Source organism: Nonomuraea sp. bgisy101, from assembly GCF_057708945.1.
On the sequence record NZ_JBYITD010000003.1, the window covers coordinates 214,980 to 237,600 of the forward strand.

Sequence of the window (22,621 nt, forward strand, 5' to 3'; positions counted from 1 at the left end):
ACTTCCCGGCGGTTTCCGGCAACAATGCGTTCCGTGACACGGAACACCGATCGCCTGTCGATGCTGGAGAAGTCATGGTTGGTCCTGGACGCGTTCCGGCCGACCGGTGGCCCGCTCCGGCTGATAGACGTCGCCCAGCACTGCCACCTGCCCAAGACCACCGCCTTCCGGCTGCTCACCGAGCTGACCGAGATCGGCGCCGTCACGCGCAGGGAGAACGGCTACTACCTCGGCCGCCGGCTGTTCGAACTCGGTAGCATCGTCCCTCTCGAACGCGACCTGCGCCACGCCGCCCTGCCGTTCATGCACGACCTCTACGAGGCCACCCGCGAGACGATCCACCTGGGAGTCCGCGACGGGCTCGACGTGGTCTACGTCGAGAAGATCCGCGGTCACGAGTCGTTCTCGCTGCCCTCACGGGTGGGCGGACGGCTGCCGCTCAACTGCACGGGGGTGGGCAAGGCGCTGCTGGCCTACTCGGGGCCCGAGTTCATCGACGAGGTGCTCTCGCGGCCGCTGCGCAGGCTCACCCCGCACTCGATCGTGGACCCCAAGCGGCTGGAGGAGGCCATCGGGCAGGTCCAGGCCGCGGGCCTCGCCTACGAGCGGGAGGAGGCACAGCTCGGCGGTGCGTGCATCGCGGCGCCCGTCTTCAGTGGAGGCGCCGTCGTCGCGGCGCTGTCGGTGTCGGTGCCGCTGGCCCGCTTCCATCCGACCCGGCTGGCGCCCGCGGTGAAGACGGCCGCGCTGGGGGTCTCACGGGCGCTGACGCGATCGATCTAGACCGGGCGTCCGGTCACCGACCGTGGCGAGCCGGTGCGGGCGCCGTGAGGCCGCGCGGGCCCGAACTTGTTCCACACCTGCCGAGATTTGGCTGTCCTTTCGGACACTTTTCCGTACCTGCATTATTGCGTGGTGGGCCAAACATGGGATTTGTGGGGACATGTCATCATCGCGGGATTCCTGGGGGTTCCGCTGGCCGTACTGGCGGCTGTGGCGCTGGCCCGCGCGCGCCGCGGGCGCGGGCATCCCGCGCCCGCCCGCACCGCCGTCGCCGACGTGGGCATCGTCGCAGGCACGGCCCCGTGGATCTGGATGATTCTCACGCCGGCAAGCGGTCAGAGCGGTGTCAATCTCGTCCCGTTCAGAGACCTCACGTGGATCTTCTCCGCGCCGCCGGCGACCGTGTTCGTGCAGGTGGGAGGCAACCTCCTGGTCTTCGCCTGCCTGGGGGCCCTGCTTCCCGTCCGATCCGCGCGCTTCGCGAGCCTCGCCCGAGTGGCGGGCGTGGCCGCAGGTGCCTCCGTGACCGTCGAGCTGCTGCAGTACAGCCTGCGCCTCGGACGCTTCTCCTCGATCGACGACGTCTTGATCAACACCACGGGGGCGATCGTTGCCGCTTTGATTACTCGCCGCTGGTGGGGCTCCAATTAGCGGCCAGGACCGTTCCACGGTAACGGCCCGCGAAAACTCGCGCGGGTCACCACACGGGCACGATCCACTCAAAAGAAGCTCGGGACCAACCTGCGTATCTGTGCGATCGTGGACAAGGCGGGGCAAGTTCTCTGGAGACGCCAAACCTGGTTGGTGACAGAGGGTGATCAAACGTGTCTGAATCCCCGGTACCTCAGGAGCCCCCGATCTATCGGCGCATCGCCGACGGCCTGCGCGTCAGGATCCTGTCCGGCGAACTGCGCGACGGGGACCGACTACCGGGCGAGAACGCACTCATGGCCGAACACGGAATCGCCCGCGCCACCGCGCGCCAGGCGCTGGCCGTGCTGATCAATGAAGGGCTGGCGGTGCCGAAGAGAGGTTCGGGGGTTTATGTGCGACAGTTCAAGCCGATCCGCAGGCACGGATCACGACGTCTGTCCCGCGAGCAGTGGGGACAGGGACGGGCCATCTGGGACGCCGACACGCGCGGCCGTCCTTTCACCGTGGACGCGGTGGAGGTGGCCCGCACGCGGGCCGGCGAGGCGACCGCCGGAGTCCTCGACAGCACGGAGGTGTGGATCAGGCGCCGCCGCTACTCGGTCGACGCCCGGCCCGTCCAACTGGCCACGTCCTACTTTCCCGCCCACCTGGTGGAAGGCAGCGCGATCACGCTGCCGGACACGGGCCCAGGCGGCGTCTACGCCCGGCTGAGAGATCTCGGCCTGCCGCCCGCCCATTTCACCGAGGAGGTGCGCGCCCGCATGCCCCAACCCAGGGAGGCGGGCCTGCTGGAGCTGCCCGCGGGCACTCCGGTGATCGTGATCTCCAGGACCGCCTACACCTCAGGCGGTCTGCCCGTGGAATACAACGAGATGGTCCTCGACTCCGCGTCCTACGTACTCCAGTACGACTTCGACGCTTAGGTCAAGCCGTTTTGTCAAGCGATAGGTTGACCTGTCCCCTGCGATCATTGATTTCTCTAGAGATGTGCCGCACCTTCTAAGAGAGGGAAGCGTAAGTGGGGACCCGGGAAGGGTGACCAGATGTCCTTTGACCGGCATCTCGCCGAGATCGCCCTGGAGTACCCCCACTGGACCATCTGGCGGAGCGACGCGGGCCGCTGGTGGGCCACGCGGCACCACCCGCTGAGCGCTGAGCAGCGCGACGCGGGCTGCGCCATGACCATCGACGCCGACGACCCGGAGGGCCTCCGCGAGCAGCTGAGGGATCAGGAGAGGCGGGCGGGACCCGCCCCGTAGCGCGCGTGCTGTGGATCGTTCTAGGCGGGGGATCCACGGCACGCGCCCCGGCCTCGTACCGAGGCCACGAGCAGCCCGGTGCCGGGTTCAGCGTCTCGGCGGCTCCGGCACCGGGCCCCCAGGCGCGGAAGTCTCCGACCCTATCGGGGGCGGGGGCTTCCGCCCTAGCTTGTCCGCCTACTTGTGCGCGAGTGTGCCCAGGTTGACGTCGGTGTCCTCGGAGACCTCACGCTGCTCCTCCGCCACGTCGGCCCGCTCGGCCCGCTCGGCCGGCTCGTCGTCCTCGACGATCACGCGCACCTCGTCGACCTCCTCGACCGCGGGCTCCACCACGGGCTCGACGACAGGGATCAGCGGCCCCGCCGTGTTCTCCCTGCGCATCAGATCGCCGAGCACCGAGCTGATCTCGTTGAGGCGCCTGACCACCTCGCCGTGGGTGTCGGTGAGGTAGGTGACCCGCCGGCCCGCGTGCTCGTCGAGGGCGTTGACCCGCTGCTCGGCCGCCGCGAGCGACGACTGCGCCTGGGCCTGCGCGGTGCTCACCATCATCTCCGACTCGGCACGCGCGGCCGCCAGCGTCGACTCGGCCTCCTCGCGGGCGCTCTCGACGGTCTTCTCGGACTCCAGCCTGGCCGAGGTGAGCACCCTGTCGGCCTCACCCCTGGCCACGCGCAACGTCTCTTCGGCCTCGGCCCTCGCGGTGGTCAGCGTCTCCTCCGCGTCGGCGCCCGCCTGCGCCAGCATGCGCTCGGCGGCGCCCGTCGCCTCGCCCACGCGGCGCTCGGCCTCGGCCTGGGCACTGGTGAGGATGTTGTCGGCGGTCTCGCGCGCCGAGGAGACCATCCGCTCGGCCTCCATGCTGGCCGACTCGCGCAACCTGTTGGCCTCGGTCTCGGCGTCCTCCCGCTTGGCGGCCGCCTCCTCCTCGCCCAGCCTGAGAATCTGCGCGAGCCTCGGGCTGAGGTCCTCGTAGCTCTGTGGCGCTTCGACCATCCTGCGTCTGGCCTCTGCGAGCTCGATTCGGCCCTGCTCCGCCTGGTCGATCGCTCGTGCCAGCCGCTCCTCCAGATCCCTGATCTGGTTGCGGGAGCGGATCATGTAGTCGTGTACCTGACGACGGCTGTAGCCGCGCATGACGACTTCGAAGGAGTCTTCCTGCATCAGGTCGGGAAAGCTCTCGTGCTGGTTTGTCATGAGGAGTACCTAGGTGGGGAGCTTGCGGTTTGTGAGGGTCCGACAACGACGTGTCAGGAGACGACTTTCCTGCCATCTGCCCAAGTCCGCAACCCGAACGCCATACCTGCCCGGGAAATCCTAATGACAATCGCGGCCTGCGCGCCCGCTCAGACGCCGCTGAGCTGGCCAGGCACGATTCTCACCAAGCGGGGACTACTACGATGTCCAAGGTGTACATCGCAGCCCTGGACGACAGTGCAATTCCTGACATTCACCCAGACGCCTATATCGCGCCGGGCGCGGTGGTTGTCGGGAACGTCAGAGTGAGCCGTGGGGCCTCGATCTGGTACGGCTCGGTCCTGCGCGGCGACGACGAGCGCATCGAGATCGGCGAGGAGTGCAACGTCCAGGACCTGTGCTGCCTGCACGCGGATCCGGGCGAGCCTGCCGTACTCGAACCGCGGGTGAGCCTCGGCCACAAGGCCATGGTCCACGGCGCGCACGTCGAGACCGGCGCGCTGATCGGCATCGGCGCGATCGTGCTCGGCGGTGCGCGGATCGGGGCGGGCACCCTGGTCGCCGCGGGCGCGCTGGTCGGTCCCGGCAAGCAGATCCCCTCAGGCGTGCTGGTGGCGGGAATGCCCGGCAGGGTGGTCCGCGAGCTCACCGACGACGACAGGGCGAGCTTCGCGCAGACCCCCGACCGGTACATGGCCAAGGCCCTCAGGCACCGGCAGGCGTCAGCAGTTTGACCAGCACGGCGTCGGGAGCCGTCATCAGATCGCCTGCGGGCGTGGCCGGCCGCAGGAAGCGCACGTAGTCGACGGTCATCTTGAGATCGGGCCTGCCCTTGATCGTCTTGGCGGCGTTGGCCTTGGCGGCGTCCTTCTTCAGCGCGCCGTAGCCGTCCCAGTCGCTGTAGCCGGTCACGCCCCATTCCAGCACCTTCGGCAGGTCGGGGCGCAGCCACCGCTGCCCGACCTTCCAGACGCCGCCGTCCTCCTTGTAGAGGGCGGAGACCACCGTTCCCGTCCTGGCCAGGACCAGCTCGATCCAGCCACCCTCGACCGGCACCTCCTTCGGCTTGGAACTGCCGTCGGCGGTCTCCTTCAGCTCGACCCGCTCGGCCTTGTCGCCCGTACCGGTGGTGATCGAGAGCCAGTTCGGCCTGTCGTTGGACTGCGGCACGCGCAACATCGCCCCACCGAGCGAGAACTTGCGCAGGGGCGGCCCGCTCTTCTTCCCCTCGACCTTGACCCTGGTGTGCAGGACGATGTCGCCCGCCAGCTCCTGGTAGACGAAGGGGCCGCGAAAGGCGTCGAACCAGGTGGACGTCGTGGGCTCCAGGTAGAGCGCACCCTTCGCGGTGGCGTCGACGTCGATCTTGGCGAGCCTGCTCGGGTCGCCCTGGGTGTCGCTCAGCCTGCTCCACACGGTCAGGTCGGCGGCGCTGGAGAACTCGCTGGAGGCGGAGCCGACCTCGCCGCCCGGATCGGGGGCTCTGACATCGGCCACGGTGAGCGCCTTGGGCTTCGGCGGCGTGCTCGGCGCGGCCGTGCCACACCCCGCGAGGGCACAGGCAGCGAGCAACGACACCGCGATCTTGGCTCTCATATCGGGTCATTCTGCCGGGTCTCGGCGGCGGGCTACGATGCCGCCATGCGGTTCACGGCCATCGAGGCGGACGTCCGCGCAATGGTCACGGACCCGCGCTGGGCGACCCTCCCTCTCCAGACCAGGGCCAACGCCATCGCCTCCAGGGCGCTGGCCACCCCGGACGGTGGCAGGTGGGTGTTCGGCGCGCACGCCCGCTGGTACCTCCAGGACCCCGGCGACGGCCGCTGGCACCTGTCCGCGCCGCCGCGCAACTGCCCCGCCCGCGCCGAGCACTACAGAGGCGTGCTGCTGCCGCATCTGGTGCCGACCGGCCCTGACTTCGCCGCCGAACGCTGGTCCAGCCAGGCGTTCGTCGGGCCCGACGTGCCGGCCGCCCTCACCGCGGAGATCCGCGCGCTCGTCAGGGCCAACGGCAGGCGCTCCGTCGAGGAGTACCCGCTGACCTCCTTCCGCGAGGTCTTCGCGGGCGACGTGCCGAGCACAGTGGCGGCGATCTGGGCGACGATCATGTGGTGCGCCTACGCGCCCGCCTTCGACGGCAACGAGCAGCTCCTGTCGGTGTTCGGCGAGTACCTGGGCCGTCCGCTGCCCGGCGACGAGTGGGTGCGCTGGCTGCCGTCCCCGCCGCTGAGGTCCCTCGTCACCCTGTACGGCGAGCGCGTCCGCTCCGGCGCTCCCCGCGCGGCGTTGCGCCTTGCCGCCCTCATGGCCGACACGGCGGGGATCGTGGCGGCCGACGCGCGCTTCCGCCCGAGGGCCGAGGCGCTCATCGCGATGCTGGAGCCCACGCTCCACAACCCCTCCCTCGACAACCGGACCGCCACGGGTCCGCTGCCACGCCTCGCCACGGGTCCTGTCGTGCCACTGGGGCCCGCGACCGGCCCGTTCCCCCCGCCGCCCCCTTTCCCCTCCGGCCCCCAGCACACGACCGGCGGTCCCCTGCACACAGGCAGGCCCCAGCACACGACCGGCGCGCACCCGCACACGACCGGCGGGCACCCGCACACGACCGGCGGGCACCCGCACACGGACGGCGGGCACCCGCACACGACCGGCGGGCCCCAGAGCACGACTGGGCACGTCCAGCACACGGCGGATCACGGACCCACCGGGCAGCCGCGGCAGACGTCATGGCAGGGCCGCACCGGACCTCACACCGGAGGGGCCGCCACGGGCGACCCGCGTGACACAGGGGCGTGGTCGCCCACCGGCCAGTGGAACGGGGCCTCGACGGGGACGTCGGGACCGGCCTCCACCGGCACCTCGGGCAGGACGCCGACCGGCGCTCCGGGATGGCCCGGCTCCTTTGGCGATTCGGCGCCGCCCACCACCGGCTCTTCGTGGCGGCCCGGCACCGGCACCGCGGGCCCGCCCGGCTCTCGGACTTCGGGACAGCCCGGCACAGGCACCTCAGGACAGCCCGCCACAGGCACCGCGGGCCCGCCCGGCACCGGCACTTCAGGGCAGCCCGGCACAGGCACCGCGGGCCGGCCCGGCACCGACACCGGCACTTCACGACAGCCCGGCACCGGCACCGCGGGTCGGTCCGGCTCCGGTTCCTCGGGGCGGCCCGGCACCGGCTCTTCGGGGGAGGCGGGCGCGGGGGAAGGCGACAGAGCCGCCAGAGACGCCGACAAGGCGCTGCGGGGAGCCTGGCTGTCCAGGGTGCCCGAACGCCTCGCGCGGGCCGTCCTCGCCGAGACCGACCCTGGAGAGCACTTCCGCCACACCGTCGGCGACCTCCTGGAGGCCGTGGCCTTCTCCAGCGACCCGCACAGGACGGCGGCCGCCCTCCTCGCCGCCGACCACGCCGACGCGCCCGAGGGGCTGCCGACGGTCGCGGCATGGCTGGATCACCGGCTTCGTCACGCGCTCCATGTCCAGCTCTCCGCGCCGAGGGGCGAGCACACCGAGCCCGACGGGTTCGAGGTGGGCCCGCGCTGGCTGGACGCCGTACCGCCCACCAGAGACGGCGCGGCGGCGGTGCTGGGCGCCGCCTACGCGGCGGGGCTGGCCTGGTGCCGTCTCACCCGCACGCCCGCGCCCGAGCGTGGTTTCCCTGGGGCGGCCGCGATCGTGCACAGGCTCATCCATGAGCGCGACGATCCCCATCTAAACCACTAATCCCGTTATTTCACCCTTACTCGGTAAATATCGTTCTAGGACGAGAATTCTCCGAATTGTGATCTCGGAATCGGGAAATGATCCTTGGGGGGGCAGGATGGCGCCGCAAGGAATGACCCCGATGGGCCATGTCGCCGGAAGGGCCTCCGCCGTAACCTCGAAGAGGGTGTGGGCTGCGGAAGGAAGGACGACGCGGTGGGGCACGACGACCTGGACTCTCGGGTCCACGACCGTGTCGCGTTGGACGAGATTGCACTCTACGCCGAGGTGCTGACCGCCGTAGCCATCAGTGAACGGCGGCTGACCTTGGACGAACTCGACGACGCGCTCGGATTGCGGACTTCGGCGAGCCGCTGAAGACCATCACATTGACCTAGTCCCGGACTCCCGCGGGGTCCGGGACACGGTTATTCGGATGGTTCACCGAAGCCCGAGATGACTAGTCACGAGCGAACGAGCCGGGCGATCGCCGCGGACGCCTCCTTGACCTTCGCCTCCGCCTCGGGCCCGCCGGAGCTGATCGCGTCGGTCACGCAGTGGGAGATGTGCTCCTCCAGCAGCCCGAGCGCCACCGCCTGTAGCGCCCTCGTCGCCGCCGAGACCTGGGTGAGGATGTCGATGCAGTACGCGTCGTCCTCCACCATGCGCTGCAGGCCCCTGATCTGACCCTCGATCCGTCGCAGACGGGTCAGATAGGCCTGCTTGTCTCCGCTGTACCCATGCATGCATCAAAGGTACCCATTCAGCGGAGGCCGCCGATCAATCCTTCCCACAGAGCCGAGACCTCGGCGGCCCCGTGCCTGGACGCCGTGTCGAGCGCGCCCGCGGCGAGCGATCTGCGCCTGCGGTCGTCGTCGATCAGCGTGAGCAGCGCCGCGGCGTACATCTCGATCTGCCCCTCGGGCACGAGCACGCCGTTGTAGCCGGTGATGATGTACTCGGCGGGGCCGCGGGCGCCGTCGAACCCGACGACGGGCACGCCGCACCCCATCGCCTCCAGGACGGCCATCCCCTGCGTCTCGGCGCGCGAGGTGGTCGCGACGATGGAGGCCTTGGCGAACTCTCCCGCGAGGTCGGGCGTGGTCCCCATGAAGTAGACGTGGTTGTGCAGGTTCAGGTCGCAGACCAGGTCACGCAGCCTGCGCTCCTCCGGGCCGCCGCCGTACAGCCTGAGCCGCCAGTCGGGGCGCTTGTCGGCCACGATCGCGAACGCCCTGATCAGCCGGTCGTAGGCGCGGGTGGCGACCCAGCGCCCTCCGGTCGCCACGATCCTGTTGTCCATCCTGGAACGCGGCCACAACCCGCCGGGCAGCGCGTCGGGCACCATGTGGACGGAGGGCCCGCCCTCCAGCAGCCGCTCCCAGTCCTCCCGCCCGCTCTCCGTGGCCGTCACGACCGCGTCGAGCCGCGGGTAGAACCGCTGCACGGGACCCGGCACGGCAGGCCGCCCCCACTCCCGCGCGATCTTGAGCAGTTCCTTCGGCGCATACCTGGCCGCCTGGACACTGATCGCGGGCCTGGTGGTGACGAGAACGTCACTCTTGAGCGCGCGAAGCAGCCGCCACAGCGCCACCTCCGTGCGCATCTGCCCCCGCGGCAACAGATGCCGGGCTCCCGGCCTCGCGTCGATGAGCGAGCGCATCCGCACCTTGTCGCTGACGGCGAAGAACGGCTTCTCCTTCTGCCGCCTGACGCTGATCACCTCGACCTCGTGCCGCTCCGCCAGGTCCGAGGCCAGGTTGAGTATCGAGCGGACGTCGCCGCGCATGCCGTATGCGGAAGGGAGCACGAGGCTGACCTTCACGCGCCCACCTCGATCCGCAGTTCGTCGTCGGCGGTGTAGCAGGGGCGTACGGGCACGCCGTCCACGCTCATCGCCGGGTAGTTCAGGCGGCGCCGCTTGCCGTCCACGTCGTCGAGGCGGGAGGCCAGCCGTAGCGGTGTGGGCACGCCCTCCACCTCCAGCGACGGCTCCCACATCCCGACGCCCTCGGGGTCGGCGGCCACCACGTCGACCAGGGAGACGGCGGCGTGGAAGCGCACGCCCTGCACGGTCGCGGCGGCGGCCACGGTGGTGGGCGCCGGCGCCGTCCTGACCCCCTCGCGGGCGTCCCTGACCAGCGAAGGCTGCCTGCGCCGCAGCGACAGCCTGGCCTCGTGCCTGGAGTCGTCGTCATCGAGCCCGGTGTAGGCGAGCAGCCCCGTGACCTCGAACCTGCCCTCTCTGAACCAGACCGCGCGCACCTCGGCCGCAGGCTCGGCGTCGGAGACCTTCAGCGCGAGGTAGCCGTTCCTGGTGCGGTAGGCGCGGTAGGCGACGGTGCGTTTCGACAGCGCGTAGGTGTCGAGGTGGTCGAGGGAGAAGCCAGGGTCGACGCTCCTGATGCGCGTCCTGCCGTCCTCCTGGCGCAGATAGGTGTCCCAGCGACCCGCCGCCAGCGTCAACGGTGCCAGCGATACCGCGAGAGTGGCGTCGCGCGCCTTCGCCCTCGACGCGCCGAGCGCGACCTCCCGCTCCACGCCCGTCGCACGATGGCGCAGCACCAGTTTCGTCCCGGGTTTCAGCGGTCCTTCGATGGCGAGTCGCAGGGAGAGCACGTCAGCCAGGGTGACTTCCGCGTCCGTCACGACGACGCGCATCCGCAGCCCCCTCCCCGTCGAATGAAGCCATGCGACGTTGAGGTTACCGTGATTTTCCCGTTATGTGGAGAAAGCTTTTCGGCTTCGTCGCGTGTCTGACATGCGAAAGTCCGCAACACCCGGTGTTGCGGACTTCCGACTCAACCCTTGACAGACTTGATCAACAGTTGCGCGACGTCGACCACTTCGAGGGTTTCCTTGGCCTCGCCGTTGTTCTTCTTCTCGTTGATCGCGTCACCGAGCATCACCATGCAGAAGGGACATGCGGTGGAGACGGTGTCCGGATTCGTGGTCAGCGCCTCGTCCACCCGCTCGGTGTTGATGCGCTTGCCGATGCGCTCCTCCATCCACATGCGGGCGCCGCCGGCGCCGCAGCAGAAGCCCCTGTCCTTGTGCCTGTGCATCTCCTGCGTCTGCACGCCCGGCACCTTCGACATGATGTCGCGCGGCTGGCTGTAGACCTTGTTGTGGCGGCCGAGGAAGCACGGGTCGTGGTAGGTGATCTTCTCCTCGATCGGGGTGACCGGGGTGAGCAGGCCCTCGTCGACGAGCTTGGCCAGTAGCTGCGTGTGGTGCACGACCTCGTAGGTGCCGCCGAGCTGCGGATACTCGTTGGCGAGGGTGTTGAAACAGTGCGGGCAGGTGGCGACGATCTTCTTGACGCCTGCCTCGTTCAGCGTCTCGATGTTCTGCTGGGCGAGCATGTTGAACAGGAACTCCATGCCCAGGCGCCTGGCCGGGTCACCGGTGCACGCCTCGGCGGGGCCGAGCACCGCGAACTTCACGCCGGCGATGTGGAGCAGCTCGGCGACGGCCTTCGTGGTCTTCTTCGCCCGGTCCTCAAGCGCGCCCGCGCAGCCGACCCAGAACAGGTACTCGGTGTCCTCGGGCATCTTCTCGTCGATGAGCGTGACCTCGAAGTCCAGCTCCTCGATCCAGTCAGCCCGCTTCATCTCGGACATGCCCCACGGGTTGCCCTTGTTCTCCAGGTTCTTCACCATCACTCCCGCCTCGGACGGGAACGACGACTCGACCATCACCTGGTAGCGGCGCATGTCGAGGATGTGGTCGATGTGCTCGATGTCGACAGGGCACTGCTCGACGCAGGCGCCGCAGTTGGTGCACGACCACAGCACGTCCGGGTGGATGACGCCTTCCTCGCCGACCAGCGGCTTCTCCAGCAGCGCGAGCACGTCGGTGTCGGCGTGGCTGGTGTCGCCCTGCAGCAGGTACGGCGCGACCTTGAAGGCGTGGTCGCGCTGGTCGAGGATGAGCATCTTCGGCGACAGCGGCTTGTCGGTGTTCCACGCAGGGCACTGCGACTGACAGCGGCCGCACTCGGTGCAGGAGTAGAAGTCGAGGAAGCCCTTCCACGTCGTGTCACCGATCTTGCCGCGGCCGAGCCTTTCGGGGTCGAGGTCCTCGTCCTCGAAGTCGACGGGCTTGCCGTCGATGCGCAGCTCGGGGGCGCCGCCGAGGCCGTCGGGACGGCGGGAGAACAGCACGTTCAGCGGCGCGGTGAAGATGTGCAGGTGCTTGGAGTTCACCACGATGACGAGGAACACCAGCATGAAGCCGATGTGCAGCAGCAGCGCGATCTGCTCGAGCAGGTGACTGGCGGGCAGCACCTGGCCCAGGGCCAGCGACACGAACGCGCCGCCGTCGTACGGGAAGTTGCCGTTGGCCGCCGCCGCGCCGCGGGCCAGGAACAGCGTCCAGATGATGTTGAAGATCATGAACAGGACGAGCCAGGCGCCGCCGAGATGCGAGCCGGAGAAGCGCGACCTGCGACCCAGGGTCTTCGGGGAGTTCTTGATCCTGATCGCGGCGAACACGATCAGGCCGAGCACGCACGCCACCGCGATGAAGTCCTGCAGGAAGCCCAGCACCGACCACTGCCCGATGAGCGGGATGTGGAAGTCCGGCCTTCCGGTGATCGCGCCCTGGATGATCGCGCCGTAGGCCTCGATGTAGACCGTCAGGAGGATGAAGAACGCCCACATGACGAAGAAGTGCGCGATGCCCGACGGGGTCCACTTCAGCAGCTTCTTCTGCCCGAAGACCTCGACGAGCTGCGCCTTGATCTCGTCGCCGGCGTGCTCCTTGGCGTACTCGATCCGTTCGGGCGCGGGCGGGCCCACCGTGGCGAGCTTGAACAGGAACAGCGCCCGGCGGCCCGCGAGCGCGACCGCAGCCGCGGTCATCGCGAGCCCGATGATGGCTACCCAGAGCACGTGTCCTCCCACAGACGGCGTTGGCTGCGCACTATCCTACCGACGGGTAACTTTTGGTCGGTACAGCACGCCGCGACCATAGTAGAACGATGCTCTACGGGGCCAGGTAGCGCTGTACCGTCGGACCGAGCAGTTCCACCAGCTCCTCGAGATCGGCCGAGGCCAGCGGTTCGAGCTTGAGCACGTACCGGGCCAGTACCACCCCGATGAGCTGGGCGAACGCCGCCTCGATCCGCAGGTGCGCGATGCCGAGACCGTCGGCCACCCGGTACAGCAGCGCGTTGGTGATGAACTCCCTCATCATGTGCACGGCCTGCTCGTTGGTCATCGCCGAACGCATCAGCGCGAGCACGGGCGTCCTGGCCTCCTCGTCGGCCGTGACCGTGAGGATGAGCCTCACGAGCCGCTCGCCGATCTCCTCTCGCGGCCCCTCCAGCAGCCGGCCTATCACCTCGACCGGGTCGATGGGCAGGCGCATCGCCGCGACGAACAGGCCCTCCTTCGTCTCGAAATAGTGGTGCACGAGCGCGGGATCGACGGCCGCCTCGCGGGCGATGCCGCGAACCGACGCCTTGTCGAACCCCTTCTCCGCGAACACCTGCCTGGCCGCGGCCAGGATCTCGCCCCGGGTGTCGGAGGCGCCCGGCCTGCGTCCCGTGCGGCGCTTGACGGTCATCGGCCGACCGCCAGGTAGACGCGCATGGGGACGGTCAGCACACCCTCGGGGAAGACCCTGAGGAGCTCGGCCCGCTGCATGGCGACCAGCTCGTCGGCCGCCTCCTGCGGCATCGTCACCATGTAGGAGTGGGAGCGCAGGTCCAGCAGGAAGTCGTCGACGGCGACCAGGCGGGTCCAGCGCAGCCAGCGCTCCTCGACAGGCAGCGCGGCGGCGATCTGCGGCACGTTCCACTCGGGCAGCGCGGGGCCCCAGTACGTGGGGCACGACTCGGCCAGACGCACCTCGTAGGCGGCCAGCCAGTCGGCGCGGCCCGCGTCGGTCGTGTTCCACCAGGCGGCGATCGCCCCGCCGACGCGCAGCACGCGCCGCGCCTCCGTCACGGACGCCGCGGGGTCGAGCCAGTGCCACGACTGGGCATAAGTCACCAGGTCGGCACCGCCGTCCCTGATCGGGAGCGCGTCGCCGTCCCCCTGCACGGCGACCACGACGCCCTGCCCCCGGGGCTCCGCCGTACTCGAGGAGAGGTTGCGCGCCACCAGCCGCGCGAGCATCTCGCGGCCCGGGTCGAGGGCGACCACGCGCGCCCCCCGCTCCCGCAGGGCCCGCGCGGAGATGCCGGTGCCCGCGCCGACGTCCACCACCGTCGCGCCCGCCAGCTCCACCCCCGACATCTCGCCGAGAGCGCGGAACAGCTCGTCGGGGTAGCCGGGGCGGGCCGCGTCGTAGGCGTCGGCGACCCGGTCGAACACCCTGCCAAGCGCGCGAGAGGGGCCAGTGACACTCATGAGAACACTTTGCCCCACGCCGAGCTCATCTAGACGCCGCAAGGTGCAGCCTGGCGAAGGCGAGACCCTCGGCCAGATCGTCGATCCTCTCGGTACGGCTGGCCGCCCTGCGCGTGTTGATCTCCAGCACCACCAGCCCGCCGAACCCGGTCGTCGCCAGCCGTTCGAGGATCGGCGCGCACGGCTGGTTGCCCCTGCCCGGCACCAGGTGCTCGTCCTTGTTCGACACCCCGAGACCGTCGGCCAGGTGAAGGTGCGCGAGCCTGTCGCCGAGCTTGACCGCCATCTCCATCGCGTCGGAGCCCGAGACCGCCGTGTGCGACAGGTCGAGGGTGACCTGCGGGAAGGCGTAGTCGATCGGGTTCCAGTCCGGTGAGTACGGCACGACGTCGTTGCCCCGCGCCTTGAGCGGGAACATGTTCTCCACCGCGAAGATCACGTCAGTCTCGTCGCGCATCCTCGCCAGGCCGTTCTCGAAGTCGCGCGCGTAGTCGCGCTGCCAGCGGAAGGGCGGATGGACCACGACCGTCTGCGCGCCCAGCCGCTCGGCGGCCTTCTGCGCCTTGAGCAGCTTGGCCCACGGGTCGCGCCCCCACACGCGCTGGGTCACCAGCAGGCAGGGCGCGTGAATCGCCAGGACCGGCACCTGGTAGTGGTCCGACAGCCGCTCGATGACATCGATGTCCTGGCTGACGGGGTCGGCCCCCACCATGATCTCCACGCCGTCGTAGCCGAGGCGCGCGGCCAGCTCGAAGGCATCAGGGGTACGTTCCGGATATACCGAAGCCGTGGACAATGCGATCTTCGCATTGGGCACGCGGATGACATCTGCCACGCTGCCAGCCTACGCGCGAGGCCGTACCGTGGGGCCATGCCGCGCATCGCCAAGGGAGCCATCCCCAGCCCGAACATCTGGAACACCCCCGCGATCTACGAGCTGGAGAACCGCGCGGTCGACCCCGAGGGCGTGGCCAACGCGGCGATGAGCGCGATCCGCCCGTGGGACGGCGCGACCGTGCTCGACATCGGCTGCGGCACCGGCTACCACCTGCCCCTCCTCGCCGCCTCCGCCGCCCAGGTGATCGGCGTCGAACCCCATGGCGACCTGGTCGGCCTGGCCCGCCGCCGCTGCTCGGGTCTGGCCAACGTCTCCGTCCACGCGGCCACCGCGCAGGCGCTCCCGCTGCCCGACGCGAGCGTCGACGTGGTCGTCGCCAGGTGGGCGTACTTCTTCGGCCCCGGGTGCGAGCCGGGGCTGCGCGAGCTGTCCCGCGTGGTAAGGCGAGGCGGCGCGGCGTTCGTGATCGACCTGGACGCCTCCCGGGGTTCGTTCGGCGGCTGGTTCCAGCGGACGGTGCCCACGTATTCAGCGAAGGACGTGGAGGCCTTCTGGTCGCGGCAGGGCTGGAAGCGGGACGAGCTCGATCTGCGGATGGTCTTCGAGCGAAGGGCCGATCTCGAGGCGGTGCTGCGCATCGAGTTCACGCCGGAGGTGGCGGAGGAGGCGATCAGGGAGACGAGCGGGGTGGAGCTCGCCTACCCGAACGTCCTGCGCTGGCGCTACTTCTGAGCCCTCGCCACCGCCCCACGCCACGGCCGGACCCGGACCGCGCCGTCCGACCCGGCCGGACCGTCACCGCTCCCCTCGCGTGCCGCCCATCCCGGAGCGCCACACCACCGGCATGCCCGGTCCATCCGGTTTGGCGCCTTGTCGGCATTTCTCGGCCCGGCTTGACCTTGACACTGGCGTCAAGGTTTAGCGTGGGGGCATGCGGATCGGAGAGCTGGCCGAGCGGACAGGCGCGAGCACCCGTTCCCTGCGCTACTACGAGCAGCACGGACTGCTCAGCGCGCGCAGGGGATCGAACGGCTACCGCGAGTACTCCCTCGAGGACGTGAGGCTGGTCAGCGAGATCCGCGCCCTGCTCACCGTCGGGTTCACGCTCGAGGACGCCCGCCCGTTCGTCGACTGCCTGCGAGCGGGGCACGCGACGGGCGCCGCGTGCGCGGAGTCCGTCGCCGTCTACCGGCGCAAGCTGGCCGAGATCGACGAGGAGATCCGCGTCCTGCTCGACAGGAGGGCCGAGGTGGCGGGCCAGCTCACCGCCGCATGCCCGGGATGTTTCGCGAAGGAGAAACGTGATCAAGCTGACGACTGAGAACTTCGAGGAGCTCGTGCTGAAGAGCTCCGAGCCGATCCTGGTGGACTTCTGGGCGGAATGGTGCGGGCCCTGCAGAATGGTGGCGCCGGTCCTCGACCAGATCCAGGCGGAGCACGGGCTGACCATCGGCAAGCTCAACACCGACGAGAACCCCGAGATCATGACCAGGTACGGCGTGATGGGCATCCCCACTCTGCTGCTCTTCGAGAACGGCGAGCCGGTGAAGCAGGTCGTCGGCGCCAAGCCCAAGCGCATGCTGGAAGCCGAACTCGGCCTCGTCTGAACCCTTCGGTCCTTGCGCGTCCCGCGGCCGGCGGCCTGAGGACGCCCCCTCCCGCCGGCCTCAGCCGCTCGCGCGACGGAAGAGGCGCGCCCCGCCGAGCAGGAGCTCGTGACCGGCGATCTCGGCCTCGCCTCCGGTGGGCGGTTCACAGTCGACTCCAAATTTGCAATCGACTTAACTTTTGCAGTTTGCGCACCGCCACATGGAAGGCAACCACGAACCACCGCTCCGGCGGACGCGTACAACAGCGTCATGAACCGCTTTCAGAAGGCATTCGCGCTGTCCGTGGCATCACTGGTCTCGACCGGGACGCTGATCGCCCCGCCCGCCCACGCCGCCGCGCGGGCCGGCTGTCCGGTCCCGAGCAGGGCGGAGGTCAAGCGCTCCGACGAGTCGACCCCCGACCAGCCGCCCAAGGGAGGTCGCGCCATCGAGGGCGTCCGCGTCACCCACCTCCCGTCGGGCTTCGTGGTGGGTCAGGTCATCACCAGCGAGCTCGACGACGTTTCGGAGTACGGCTACCAGTGGACCGACGCGCGCAGCGACGCCAGCCCGAGGCAGAGGTTCCTGGGGGTGCGGGTGATCTGCGCACCGGACGTCCAGACGCTCTCCCAGCTGAAGAGGAGCCCGTTCGACATCGGAGGGTTCTCCGGGCACCTGAGGACCGCGACGCTCGGCGGTCGCAAGGTGCTCGTCCAGGACAGCTTCGGCGCGGTCGGCCGCGGGAAGTACATCGGCTGGCTCCACCGCGAAGGCGTCGTGGTCACCGTCATGGCCAGCGAGTCGCTGGTTCATGAGCTGGGCAGGATCGTCAGGGGCATCGAGCTGGAGGGAGAGTCCCGCCGGCCCTTCCTGCGCGACGAGGAGCGCGAAAGCGACCGCGGACGTGGCCTGACGAGAGTTCGTCCTGGCCTGCGGGACGACGCGAGCCACGACCGCGCTGACCGCTCGGCCGAGGGTGGCCGAGCGTTCGGGATGACGCGCGCCGACCGTGAGCGCGCGGCCGAGGCAGCCCGCTCCTTCGGGATGAGGCGAGCCGACCGTGAGCGCGATGGCGGGGCCCAGCCGGGCCGTCGATGACGCGGGACACCCCGCTCCGACCACTCGGCCGGACTTGGTCCGCGGCTTCGGAACGACACGGGCCTGCCCCACTCTGACACCCGGCCGGGCCGGCCCGTGCCTGTCCAGGACGCGGCCCGCGCTTCCCCGCCGTGACCGCCCGGCCCGTACGCTTCGACAGGACACGGTCGACTGCTCCGCCGCCATGGCCGCGGCCGGGCAGGCCGGCGCCGTGGTCGACGGCCCCAGCTCCTCGGGCGACGCGACCAGGACGCGGCGGATTGTCGGCGGCTCAGGCTAGCCTGCTCGGCATGGCACCGAAGACCGCGCAGAAGCCCGGATACCGCTGCGCCGAGTGCGGCTGGCGCACCACCAAGTGGGTCGGCAGATGCGGCGAGTGTCAGGCGTGGGGCACGGTCGACGAGGAGGGCGCGAGAGCGGGCGTCCACGTGGTCCAGCCAGGCGCCACCAGCGGCCCCGCCGTACCGATCGGCGACGTCAAGGCGGAGATCGCGGCCGCCCGCACCACCGGTGTGAGCGAGCTCGACAGGGTGCTCGGCGGCGGCCTGGTGCCGGGAGCGGTCCTGCTGCTGGCGGGCGAGCCCGGCATCGGCAAGTCCACCCTCCTCCTGGAGGCCGCGGCCCGCATCGCCGAGCGGACCACCGTCCTCTACCTGACGGGCGAGGAGTCGGCCGCCCAGGTCCGCCTGCGCGCCGACCGCATCGGCGCGATCCGCGACAATCTCTTCCTCGCCGCCGAGACCGAGCTGTCGGCGCTGATGACCCACGTGGAGAAGGTCCAGCCCCAGCTCCTGATCGTCGACTCGGTGCAGACCGTCGGCTCGGCCCAGGCCACCGGCGTCCCCGGCGGCGTCACGCAGGTGCGCGAGGTGGCCGCCAATCTCGTACGGCTGGCCAAGGAGCGCAACATGGCCACCATCCTGGTCGGCCACGTCACCAAGGAGGGCTCGATCGCGGGCCCCCGCACCCTCGAGCACCTCGTCGACGTCGTGCTCAGCTTCGAAGGCGACCGCCACTCCAGGCTGCGCATGGTTCGCGCGATCAAGAACAGGTTCGGCCCGACGGACGAGGTCGGCTGCTTCGACCTTCACGAACGCGGCATCGAGGGCATCACCGACCCGAGCGGCTTGTTCGTCTCCCGCCGCAGCGAGCCCGTGCCCGGCACCTGCGTCACCGTCACCGTCGAGGGCACCAGACCGCTGCCCGCCGAGGTCCAGGCGCTGGTCGCGCGCACCGAGGCGCAGCAGCCGCGCCGCACCTCCTCCGGCCTCGACCCCTTCAGGGTGCAGATGATCCTGGCCGTCCTCGAACGCAGGCTCAACGCCAGGCTCGGCGGCTGCGACGTCTTCACGGCCACCGTCGGGGGCATCAAGCTGGCCGATCCCGCCGTGGACCTGTCGGTCATGCTCGCGGTGGCCAGCGCGGCGGGCGACAAGCCGCTCCCCCAGGGGCTCATCGCCCTGGGCGAGGTGGGGCTGGCGGGCGAGCTCAGGCCCGTGCGCGACGTCCGTCGCCGGTTGTCAGAGGCGGCGCGGCTGGGGTTCAAGCGGGCGCTCGTGCCACGGGGCTCGCTGGAGGACGGCGGCCGTCGCCGTCCGGGTGAGCAACGCGCGCTCGTCCCAGTCGGGCCGGTCGCGTTCGCGCCCGGCTTCGAGGTGATGGAGGCGGAGAACGTCTGGGACGCCCTCACCCACGTGACCTGACGCGTCAGCCCCGCCACCCTCTTCTGGTCGCCTGCCCCCGTCATTCGCCGCCCACGGCCCTGGTTCCGGCCGCCCAGCCCGACCGCTTCGACGCCTGCCCGTGCCCGGTCGCTCGGACCGGTCGATCGGGCCGGTCGATCGGGCCGGTCGCTTGACCTGGTCGCTTGGCCTGGTCGCTCGGTCCGGCGGGTTCGGCGCCTGGCTGTGCCCGGTCGTCAGGGCAACGGTTGGATAACGACTGCGCGGATCCGGCAACGGGCATCCCGGTCTCCATCATCAGTAAAGGAGATGAAATCGCGCGGGACGGGCAGGGGGACAGCGGTCCTGAGATCTGACGTAACGGCGCCCGGCCCCGTGGGCCCGCAGTAGCGTGATGGACAGCGCGGGACCGGCGGACCACGGTGGCCTATCGTCGGCGTGCCGTACAGACAGGAGCGGGTTCGTCCCCCTGACCGCGGCTCGCCGGGAGACGGAGGCGAGGTTGTCCTGCGACAACAGCCTGCCCAGCCGAGAGGGGTCTCTCGGGTGAGGATGGGGTTGATGAGACTGCGGGTACGGCACACAGGTTGGCCGGTAAGCTGGGATTTGACTAGGACACGGGGGTCAGGTGGCAAACGACAGGAGTCTTGACGACCGTCGTCGTACAGCCCTCGCCTCGGTCGCTCCGGGCACTCCGCTCAGAGACGGACTGGAGCGCATCCTGCGCGGCCAGACGGGCGGCCTCATCGTGCTCGGCTACGACGGCGTCGTCGAGGAGCTGTGCAGCGGCGGATTCGAGCTCGACGTGGAGTTCTCCGCGACGCGGCTGCGCGAGCTGGCCAAGATGGACGGTGCGATCGTGCTGAGCTCCGGCGATCACAAGATCGTGCGGGCCGCGGTGCACCTCGTCCCCGATCCGTCCATCTCCACCGACGAGTCAGGCACCAGGCACCGTACGGCGCAGCGCGTCGCCCGGCAGACCGGCTTCCCCATCATCGCGATCAGCAAGTCGATGCGGATCATCGCCCTCTACCTCGACGGCATCCGCTACGTCCTGGAGGAGTCGGCGGCCATCCTGTCCAAGGCCAACCAGGCCCTGGCCACGCTCGAACGTTACAAGCACCGCCTCGACGAGGTCTCCGGCACGCTGTCGGCGCTGGAGATCGAGGACCTGGTGACGGTCCGCGACGTGGCCGCCGTCGCCCAGCGCCTCGAGATGGTGCGCAGGATCTCCGAGGAGATCCGGGGTTACGTCGTCGAGCTCGGCACCGACGGCCGCCTGCTGTCCCTGCAGCTCGACGAGCTGGTCGCGGGCGTCGACTCCGACCGCGAGCTGATCGTGCGCGACTACCTTCCCGCGTCGTCGGCGCGGACGAAGCGCAGGGTGGCCGACATCCTCAACGACTTCGACGGGCTGTCGGCGAGCGAGCTGCTCGACCTTTCAGCGGTGGCGCAGGTGCTGGGGCGCGCGGCGAACGAGACGCTCGACAGCCCGGCGAGCCCGCGCGGATTCCGGCTGCTGGCGAAGGTCCCCCGGCTGCCGGCGACGGTGGTCGACCGGCTGGTGGACCATTTCGGCGGGTTGCAGAAGCTGCTGGCCGCGAGCGTCGACGATCTCCAGGCGGTGGGCGGGGTCGGCGAGTCGAGGGCCAGGAGCGTGCGCGAGGGGCTGTCCCGGCTGGCCGAGTCCAGCATCCTCGAACGCTACGTGTGACCCTTCCCTTTCTGAACCCCCGGTGCCGGTGACATCGGCCACGGGAGACGAGCCGTCACCATCCGAGAGGGTCTGTTGCGCGACGAGATCAGCGCAGGTGGAAGACCGCCTTCGGGCTGCGCATGCCGCCCGTCCGCACCACCGCGACATACGTGCCCGGCAGCGCGTCCGCCCCCCTGCCCGCGCAGTCGGCGCCTGAGCGGCGACGGTTCCAGTCGAGGCTGCGGACGTAGGGGATGCCGCGTTCCAGCTTGTGGATCTCGACGCCCGCGCCGCTCACGCAGTCGGACGTCGACCACACCCGGTCGGTGCCCGAGGTGATCCGTACCTCCATCGAGCGCGGCCCCACATCAGCCGTGCACATCACGGGACCGGTGTTGACCAGGGTGAGCATGAAGGTCGGCTGGGCCTGCGCCGTGTAGACCTCCTGCCGCTGCTCCAGATTGAGCACCAGGTCCTTCTCCTCGCACGGCATCCCCGCCCTGCGCACCGGCTGCGACGGCGACGGCGACGGAGGCGGCGCGGGAGAGGACGAGGGCGTGGCACGGGTCTTCGACGGCTTCGGCGTCGGCGTCATCGTCACGGAGGGCAATCCTGCGAGGACCGGCTCCGCTGACGGCGAAGACGCCCTCCCGGCGTTCGAAGCGTCCTGCGGTCCGCTCGTGGCCGAACACGCCCACGCCACGAAGGCCACCACGACCAGCACCCCGACGAGTACGGTCATACGCCTTCGCCAGTAGACATCCCCAGTGCCGCCACGCAGGGTATCCGGATCCATAGTCACAGGATGCTGATGGCTCGCGCACGGAGGGTGACGACACGCCGTAACCCACTAGTCTGAGCGGGTGGCCGACCCGAACCTCCTACGAGAGCCGATTCTCGACTGGTACGCCGACAATGCCCGTGATCTCCCCTGGCGCCGCCACGACGCCACCCCGTGGGGCATCCTGGTCAGCGAGATCATGCTCCAGCAGACCCCCGTCGTCCGCGTCCTGCCGGTGTGGGAGCAGTGGATGGAACGCTGGCCCGCCCCCGCCGATCTGGCGGCCGAACCACCCGGCGAGGCCGTACGCCACTGGGGGCGGCTCGGCTACCCGCGCAGGGCGCTGCGCCTGCACGCCTGCGCCAAGGCGATCACCACCGAGCACGGCGGCCAGGTGCCCGCCGACCACGCGACGCTGCTGGCGCTCCCCGGAATCGGCGAGTACACCGCAGCGGCCGTCGCCAGTTTCGCCTTCGGCGGCAGCCACCCGGTGCTCGACACCAACGTGCGCCGCGTGCTCGGCAGGACGGTCCGCGCGGAGGAGTACCCGCCGACCGCCACCACGGCCGCCGAACGCCGCCTCGCTCACGACCTGCTGCCCCTCGTCGGAGCGCCCGTGTGGGGCGTGGCGGTCATGGAGCTCGGCGCCCTGATCTGTACGGCACGCAGCCCCCAGTGCGAGCGGTGCCCCGTTCAGGCGCAGTGCGCCTGGCGTCTCGCCGGCAAGCCACCTGGCCAGGCACGCAAGGGCCAGACCTACGACGGCACCGACCGGCAGTGCAGGGGGCGCCTGCTCGCGGTGTTGCGCGCGGCGCACGGCCCGGTCCCGAAGACGGCGCTCGACGCGGTCTGGGACGAGCCCGTCCAGCGGGAGCGCGCCCTCGACGGGCTGATCGCCGACGGCCTGGCCGAGGTCCTGGACGACGGCACCTACCGGCTTCCCACCTGACACGCCGCTCCAGTGATTCGGCGCGGGTGCCTGCCGA

Annotated in this window: 25 protein-coding genes; 15 read left to right on the forward strand and 10 right to left on the reverse strand. The window is 70.2% G+C overall.

Features of this window, described 5'->3' with window-relative positions; all coding sequences use genetic code 11:
• The first annotated feature begins 24 nt into the window (after positions 1-24).
• The 4 genes from AC3EO4_RS07215 (at position 25) to AC3EO4_RS07230 (ending at position 2,696) form a co-directional block, all read left to right on the forward strand.
• Positions 25-783 (forward strand): IclR family transcriptional regulator, encoded by a 759-nt coding sequence (locus tag AC3EO4_RS07215; protein ID WP_379574704.1) that lies wholly within the window; start codon positions 25-27, stop codon positions 781-783.
• Between the two features lie 210 nt (positions 784-993).
• Positions 994-1,434: a VanZ family protein gene (locus AC3EO4_RS07220; RefSeq protein ID WP_379574705.1), complete on the forward strand. Its 441-nt coding sequence runs from the start codon at positions 994-996 to the stop codon at positions 1,432-1,434.
• Between the two features lie 173 nt (positions 1,435-1,607).
• Complete coding sequence (locus AC3EO4_RS07225) at positions 1,608-2,360, forward strand: GntR family transcriptional regulator (RefSeq protein ID WP_379574706.1); 753 nt, start codon at positions 1,608-1,610, stop codon at positions 2,358-2,360.
• Between the two features lie 120 nt (positions 2,361-2,480).
• A complete protein-coding gene (locus tag AC3EO4_RS07230) occupies positions 2,481-2,696 on the forward strand; it encodes a hypothetical protein (RefSeq protein ID WP_354909456.1) in 216 nt (71 codons plus the stop codon).
• A 177-nt stretch (positions 2,697-2,873) separates the two neighbouring features.
• Here the strand turns inward: AC3EO4_RS07230 and AC3EO4_RS07235 are convergent, their stop codons facing one another.
• Positions 2,874-3,890, reverse strand: a complete 1,017-nt coding sequence (locus tag AC3EO4_RS07235; RefSeq protein ID WP_431894428.1) for a DivIVA domain-containing protein — start codon at positions 3,888-3,890, stop codon at positions 2,874-2,876.
• A gap of 212 nt (positions 3,891-4,102) precedes the next feature.
• Here AC3EO4_RS07235 and AC3EO4_RS07240 point away from each other — a divergent pair, with 212 nt between their 5' ends.
• The gene (locus AC3EO4_RS07240; protein WP_379574708.1) at positions 4,103-4,624 is read left to right on the forward strand and encodes a gamma carbonic anhydrase family protein; all 522 of its coding nucleotides are present in this window, start codon (positions 4,103-4,105) and stop codon (positions 4,622-4,624) included.
• Here AC3EO4_RS07240 and AC3EO4_RS07245 read toward each other — a convergent pair.
• Positions 4,596-5,486: a DUF1349 domain-containing protein gene (locus AC3EO4_RS07245; protein WP_379574709.1), complete on the reverse strand. Its 891-nt coding sequence runs from the start codon at positions 5,484-5,486 to the stop codon at positions 4,596-4,598. The two genes, AC3EO4_RS07240 and AC3EO4_RS07245, sit on opposite strands and share 29 nt — an antisense overlap.
• 45 nt (positions 5,487-5,531) lie before the next feature.
• Here AC3EO4_RS07245 and AC3EO4_RS07250 point away from each other — a divergent pair, with 45 nt between their 5' ends.
• Together AC3EO4_RS07250 and AC3EO4_RS07255 are read left to right on the forward strand one after the other, a co-directional pair.
• Positions 5,532-7,613, forward strand: a complete 2,082-nt coding sequence (locus tag AC3EO4_RS07250) for a hypothetical protein (protein ID WP_431894430.1) — start codon at positions 5,532-5,534, stop codon at positions 7,611-7,613.
• 195 nt (positions 7,614-7,808) lie between these two features.
• The gene (locus tag AC3EO4_RS07255) at positions 7,809-7,970 is read left to right on the forward strand and encodes a hypothetical protein (RefSeq protein ID WP_175589978.1); all 162 of its coding nucleotides are present in this window, start codon (positions 7,809-7,811) and stop codon (positions 7,968-7,970) included.
• An 86-nt stretch (positions 7,971-8,056) separates the two neighbouring features.
• On the opposite strand, the gene AC3EO4_RS07260 is transcribed toward AC3EO4_RS07255, so the two are convergent.
• The 7 genes from AC3EO4_RS07260 to AC3EO4_RS07290 form a co-directional block, all read right to left on the reverse strand.
• Positions 8,057-8,338, reverse strand: coding sequence for a metal-sensitive transcriptional regulator (locus tag AC3EO4_RS07260; protein WP_379574711.1), 282 nt, complete (start codon positions 8,336-8,338; stop codon positions 8,057-8,059).
• A 17-nt stretch (positions 8,339-8,355) separates the two neighbouring features.
• Positions 8,356-9,417: a glycosyltransferase gene (locus AC3EO4_RS07265; protein ID WP_379574712.1), complete on the reverse strand. Its 1,062-nt coding sequence runs from the start codon at positions 9,415-9,417 to the stop codon at positions 8,356-8,358.
• Positions 9,414-10,253, reverse strand: a complete 840-nt coding sequence (locus AC3EO4_RS07270; protein ID WP_379574713.1) for a hypothetical protein — start codon at positions 10,251-10,253, stop codon at positions 9,414-9,416. Before AC3EO4_RS07270 ends, AC3EO4_RS07265 begins: the two co-directional genes overlap by 4 nt.
• A gap of 140 nt (positions 10,254-10,393) precedes the next feature.
• The gene (locus AC3EO4_RS07275; RefSeq protein ID WP_431894433.1) at positions 10,394-12,487 is read right to left on the reverse strand and encodes a (Fe-S)-binding protein; all 2,094 of its coding nucleotides are present in this window, start codon (positions 12,485-12,487) and stop codon (positions 10,394-10,396) included.
• Positions 12,488-12,581: 94 nt separating this feature from the next.
• Positions 12,582-13,163 (reverse strand): TetR/AcrR family transcriptional regulator, encoded by a 582-nt coding sequence (locus AC3EO4_RS07280; RefSeq protein ID WP_431894435.1) that lies wholly within the window; start codon positions 13,161-13,163, stop codon positions 12,582-12,584.
• Complete coding sequence (locus AC3EO4_RS07285; RefSeq protein WP_431894436.1) at positions 13,160-13,951, reverse strand: class I SAM-dependent methyltransferase; 792 nt, start codon at positions 13,949-13,951, stop codon at positions 13,160-13,162. Before AC3EO4_RS07285 ends, AC3EO4_RS07280 begins: the two co-directional genes overlap by 4 nt.
• 25 nt (positions 13,952-13,976) lie before the next feature.
• The gene (locus tag AC3EO4_RS07290) at positions 13,977-14,786 is read right to left on the reverse strand and encodes a sugar phosphate isomerase/epimerase family protein (protein ID WP_379574717.1); all 810 of its coding nucleotides are present in this window, start codon (positions 14,784-14,786) and stop codon (positions 13,977-13,979) included.
• 36 nt (positions 14,787-14,822) lie between these two features.
• On the opposite strand from AC3EO4_RS07290, the gene AC3EO4_RS07295 reads away from it, so the two are divergent.
• From AC3EO4_RS07295 to disA, 6 genes are all read left to right on the forward strand, one after another.
• Positions 14,823-15,521 (forward strand): class I SAM-dependent methyltransferase, encoded by a 699-nt coding sequence (locus tag AC3EO4_RS07295; protein ID WP_379574718.1) that lies wholly within the window; start codon positions 14,823-14,825, stop codon positions 15,519-15,521.
• Between the two features lie 199 nt (positions 15,522-15,720).
• On the forward strand, positions 15,721-16,110 hold the full coding sequence (locus AC3EO4_RS07300) for a MerR family transcriptional regulator (protein ID WP_379574719.1): 390 nt from the start codon (positions 15,721-15,723) through the stop codon (positions 16,108-16,110).
• Positions 16,091-16,396, forward strand: a complete 306-nt coding sequence (gene trxA / locus AC3EO4_RS07305) for a thioredoxin (protein WP_379574720.1) — start codon at positions 16,091-16,093, stop codon at positions 16,394-16,396. The genes AC3EO4_RS07300 and trxA overlap by 20 nt, the downstream gene beginning before the upstream one ends.
• 252 nt (positions 16,397-16,648) lie before the next feature.
• Positions 16,649-17,476 carry a hypothetical protein gene (locus tag AC3EO4_RS07310; protein ID WP_379574721.1) on the forward strand — a complete coding sequence of 276 codons (828 nt, stop codon included), beginning with the start codon at positions 16,649-16,651 and terminating at the stop codon, positions 17,474-17,476.
• Between the two features lie 290 nt (positions 17,477-17,766).
• Positions 17,767-19,179, forward strand: a complete 1,413-nt coding sequence (radA, locus tag AC3EO4_RS07315; RefSeq protein ID WP_379574722.1) for a DNA repair protein RadA — start codon at positions 17,767-17,769, stop codon at positions 19,177-19,179.
• A 607-nt stretch (positions 19,180-19,786) separates the two neighbouring features.
• A complete protein-coding gene (disA, locus tag AC3EO4_RS07320) occupies positions 19,787-20,872 on the forward strand; it encodes a DNA integrity scanning diadenylate cyclase DisA (protein ID WP_379574723.1) in 1,086 nt (361 codons plus the stop codon).
• Positions 20,873-20,960: 88 nt separating this feature from the next.
• Here the strand turns inward: disA and AC3EO4_RS07325 are convergent, their stop codons facing one another.
• Complete coding sequence (locus tag AC3EO4_RS07325) at positions 20,961-21,323, reverse strand: hypothetical protein (protein WP_379574724.1); 363 nt, start codon at positions 21,321-21,323, stop codon at positions 20,961-20,963.
• Here AC3EO4_RS07325 and AC3EO4_RS07330 point away from each other — a divergent pair.
• Both AC3EO4_RS07330 and AC3EO4_RS07335 read left to right on the forward strand, forming a co-directional pair.
• A complete protein-coding gene (locus tag AC3EO4_RS07330) occupies positions 21,316-21,612 on the forward strand; it encodes a hypothetical protein (protein WP_379574725.1) in 297 nt (98 codons plus the stop codon). The genes AC3EO4_RS07325 and AC3EO4_RS07330 overlap by 8 nt on opposite strands.
• 105 nt (positions 21,613-21,717) lie before the next feature.
• A complete protein-coding gene (locus tag AC3EO4_RS07335; RefSeq protein ID WP_379574726.1) occupies positions 21,718-22,584 on the forward strand; it encodes an HhH-GPD family protein in 867 nt (288 codons plus the stop codon).
• The last annotated feature ends 37 nt before the right edge of the window (positions 22,585-22,621 follow it).

Coding starts and splice junctions, on each gene's coding strand:
- AC3EO4_RS07270 (WP_379574713.1), bottom strand. CDS start 10,253: ATGCGCGTCGTCGTGACGGACGCGGAAGTCACCCTGGCTGACGTGCTC.
- AC3EO4_RS07230 (WP_354909456.1), top strand. CDS start 2,481: ATGTCCTTTGACCGGCATCTCGCCGAGATCGCCCTGGAGTACCCCCAC.
- AC3EO4_RS07285 (WP_431894436.1), bottom strand. CDS start 13,951: ATGAGTGTCACTGGCCCCTCTCGCGCGCTTGGCAGGGTGTTCGACCGG.
- AC3EO4_RS07260 (WP_379574711.1), bottom strand. CDS start 8,338: ATGCATGGGTACAGCGGAGACAAGCAGGCCTATCTGACCCGTCTGCGA.
- AC3EO4_RS07310 (WP_379574721.1), top strand. CDS start 16,649: ATGAACCGCTTTCAGAAGGCATTCGCGCTGTCCGTGGCATCACTGGTC.
- AC3EO4_RS07245 (WP_379574709.1), bottom strand. CDS start 5,486: ATGAGAGCCAAGATCGCGGTGTCGTTGCTCGCTGCCTGTGCCCTCGCG.
- AC3EO4_RS07280 (WP_431894435.1), bottom strand. CDS start 13,163: ATGACCGTCAAGCGCCGCACGGGACGCAGGCCGGGCGCCTCCGACACC.
- AC3EO4_RS07300 (WP_379574719.1), top strand. CDS start 15,721: ATGCGGATCGGAGAGCTGGCCGAGCGGACAGGCGCGAGCACCCGTTCC.
- radA (WP_379574722.1), top strand. CDS start 17,767: ATGGCACCGAAGACCGCGCAGAAGCCCGGATACCGCTGCGCCGAGTGC.
- AC3EO4_RS07295 (WP_379574718.1), top strand. CDS start 14,823: ATGCCGCGCATCGCCAAGGGAGCCATCCCCAGCCCGAACATCTGGAAC.
- AC3EO4_RS07250 (WP_431894430.1), top strand. CDS start 5,532: ATGCGGTTCACGGCCATCGAGGCGGACGTCCGCGCAATGGTCACGGAC.
- AC3EO4_RS07235 (WP_431894428.1), bottom strand. CDS start 3,890: ATGACAAACCAGCACGAGAGCTTTCCCGACCTGATGCAGGAAGACTCC.
- AC3EO4_RS07215 (WP_379574704.1), top strand. CDS start 25: ATGCGTTCCGTGACACGGAACACCGATCGCCTGTCGATGCTGGAGAAG.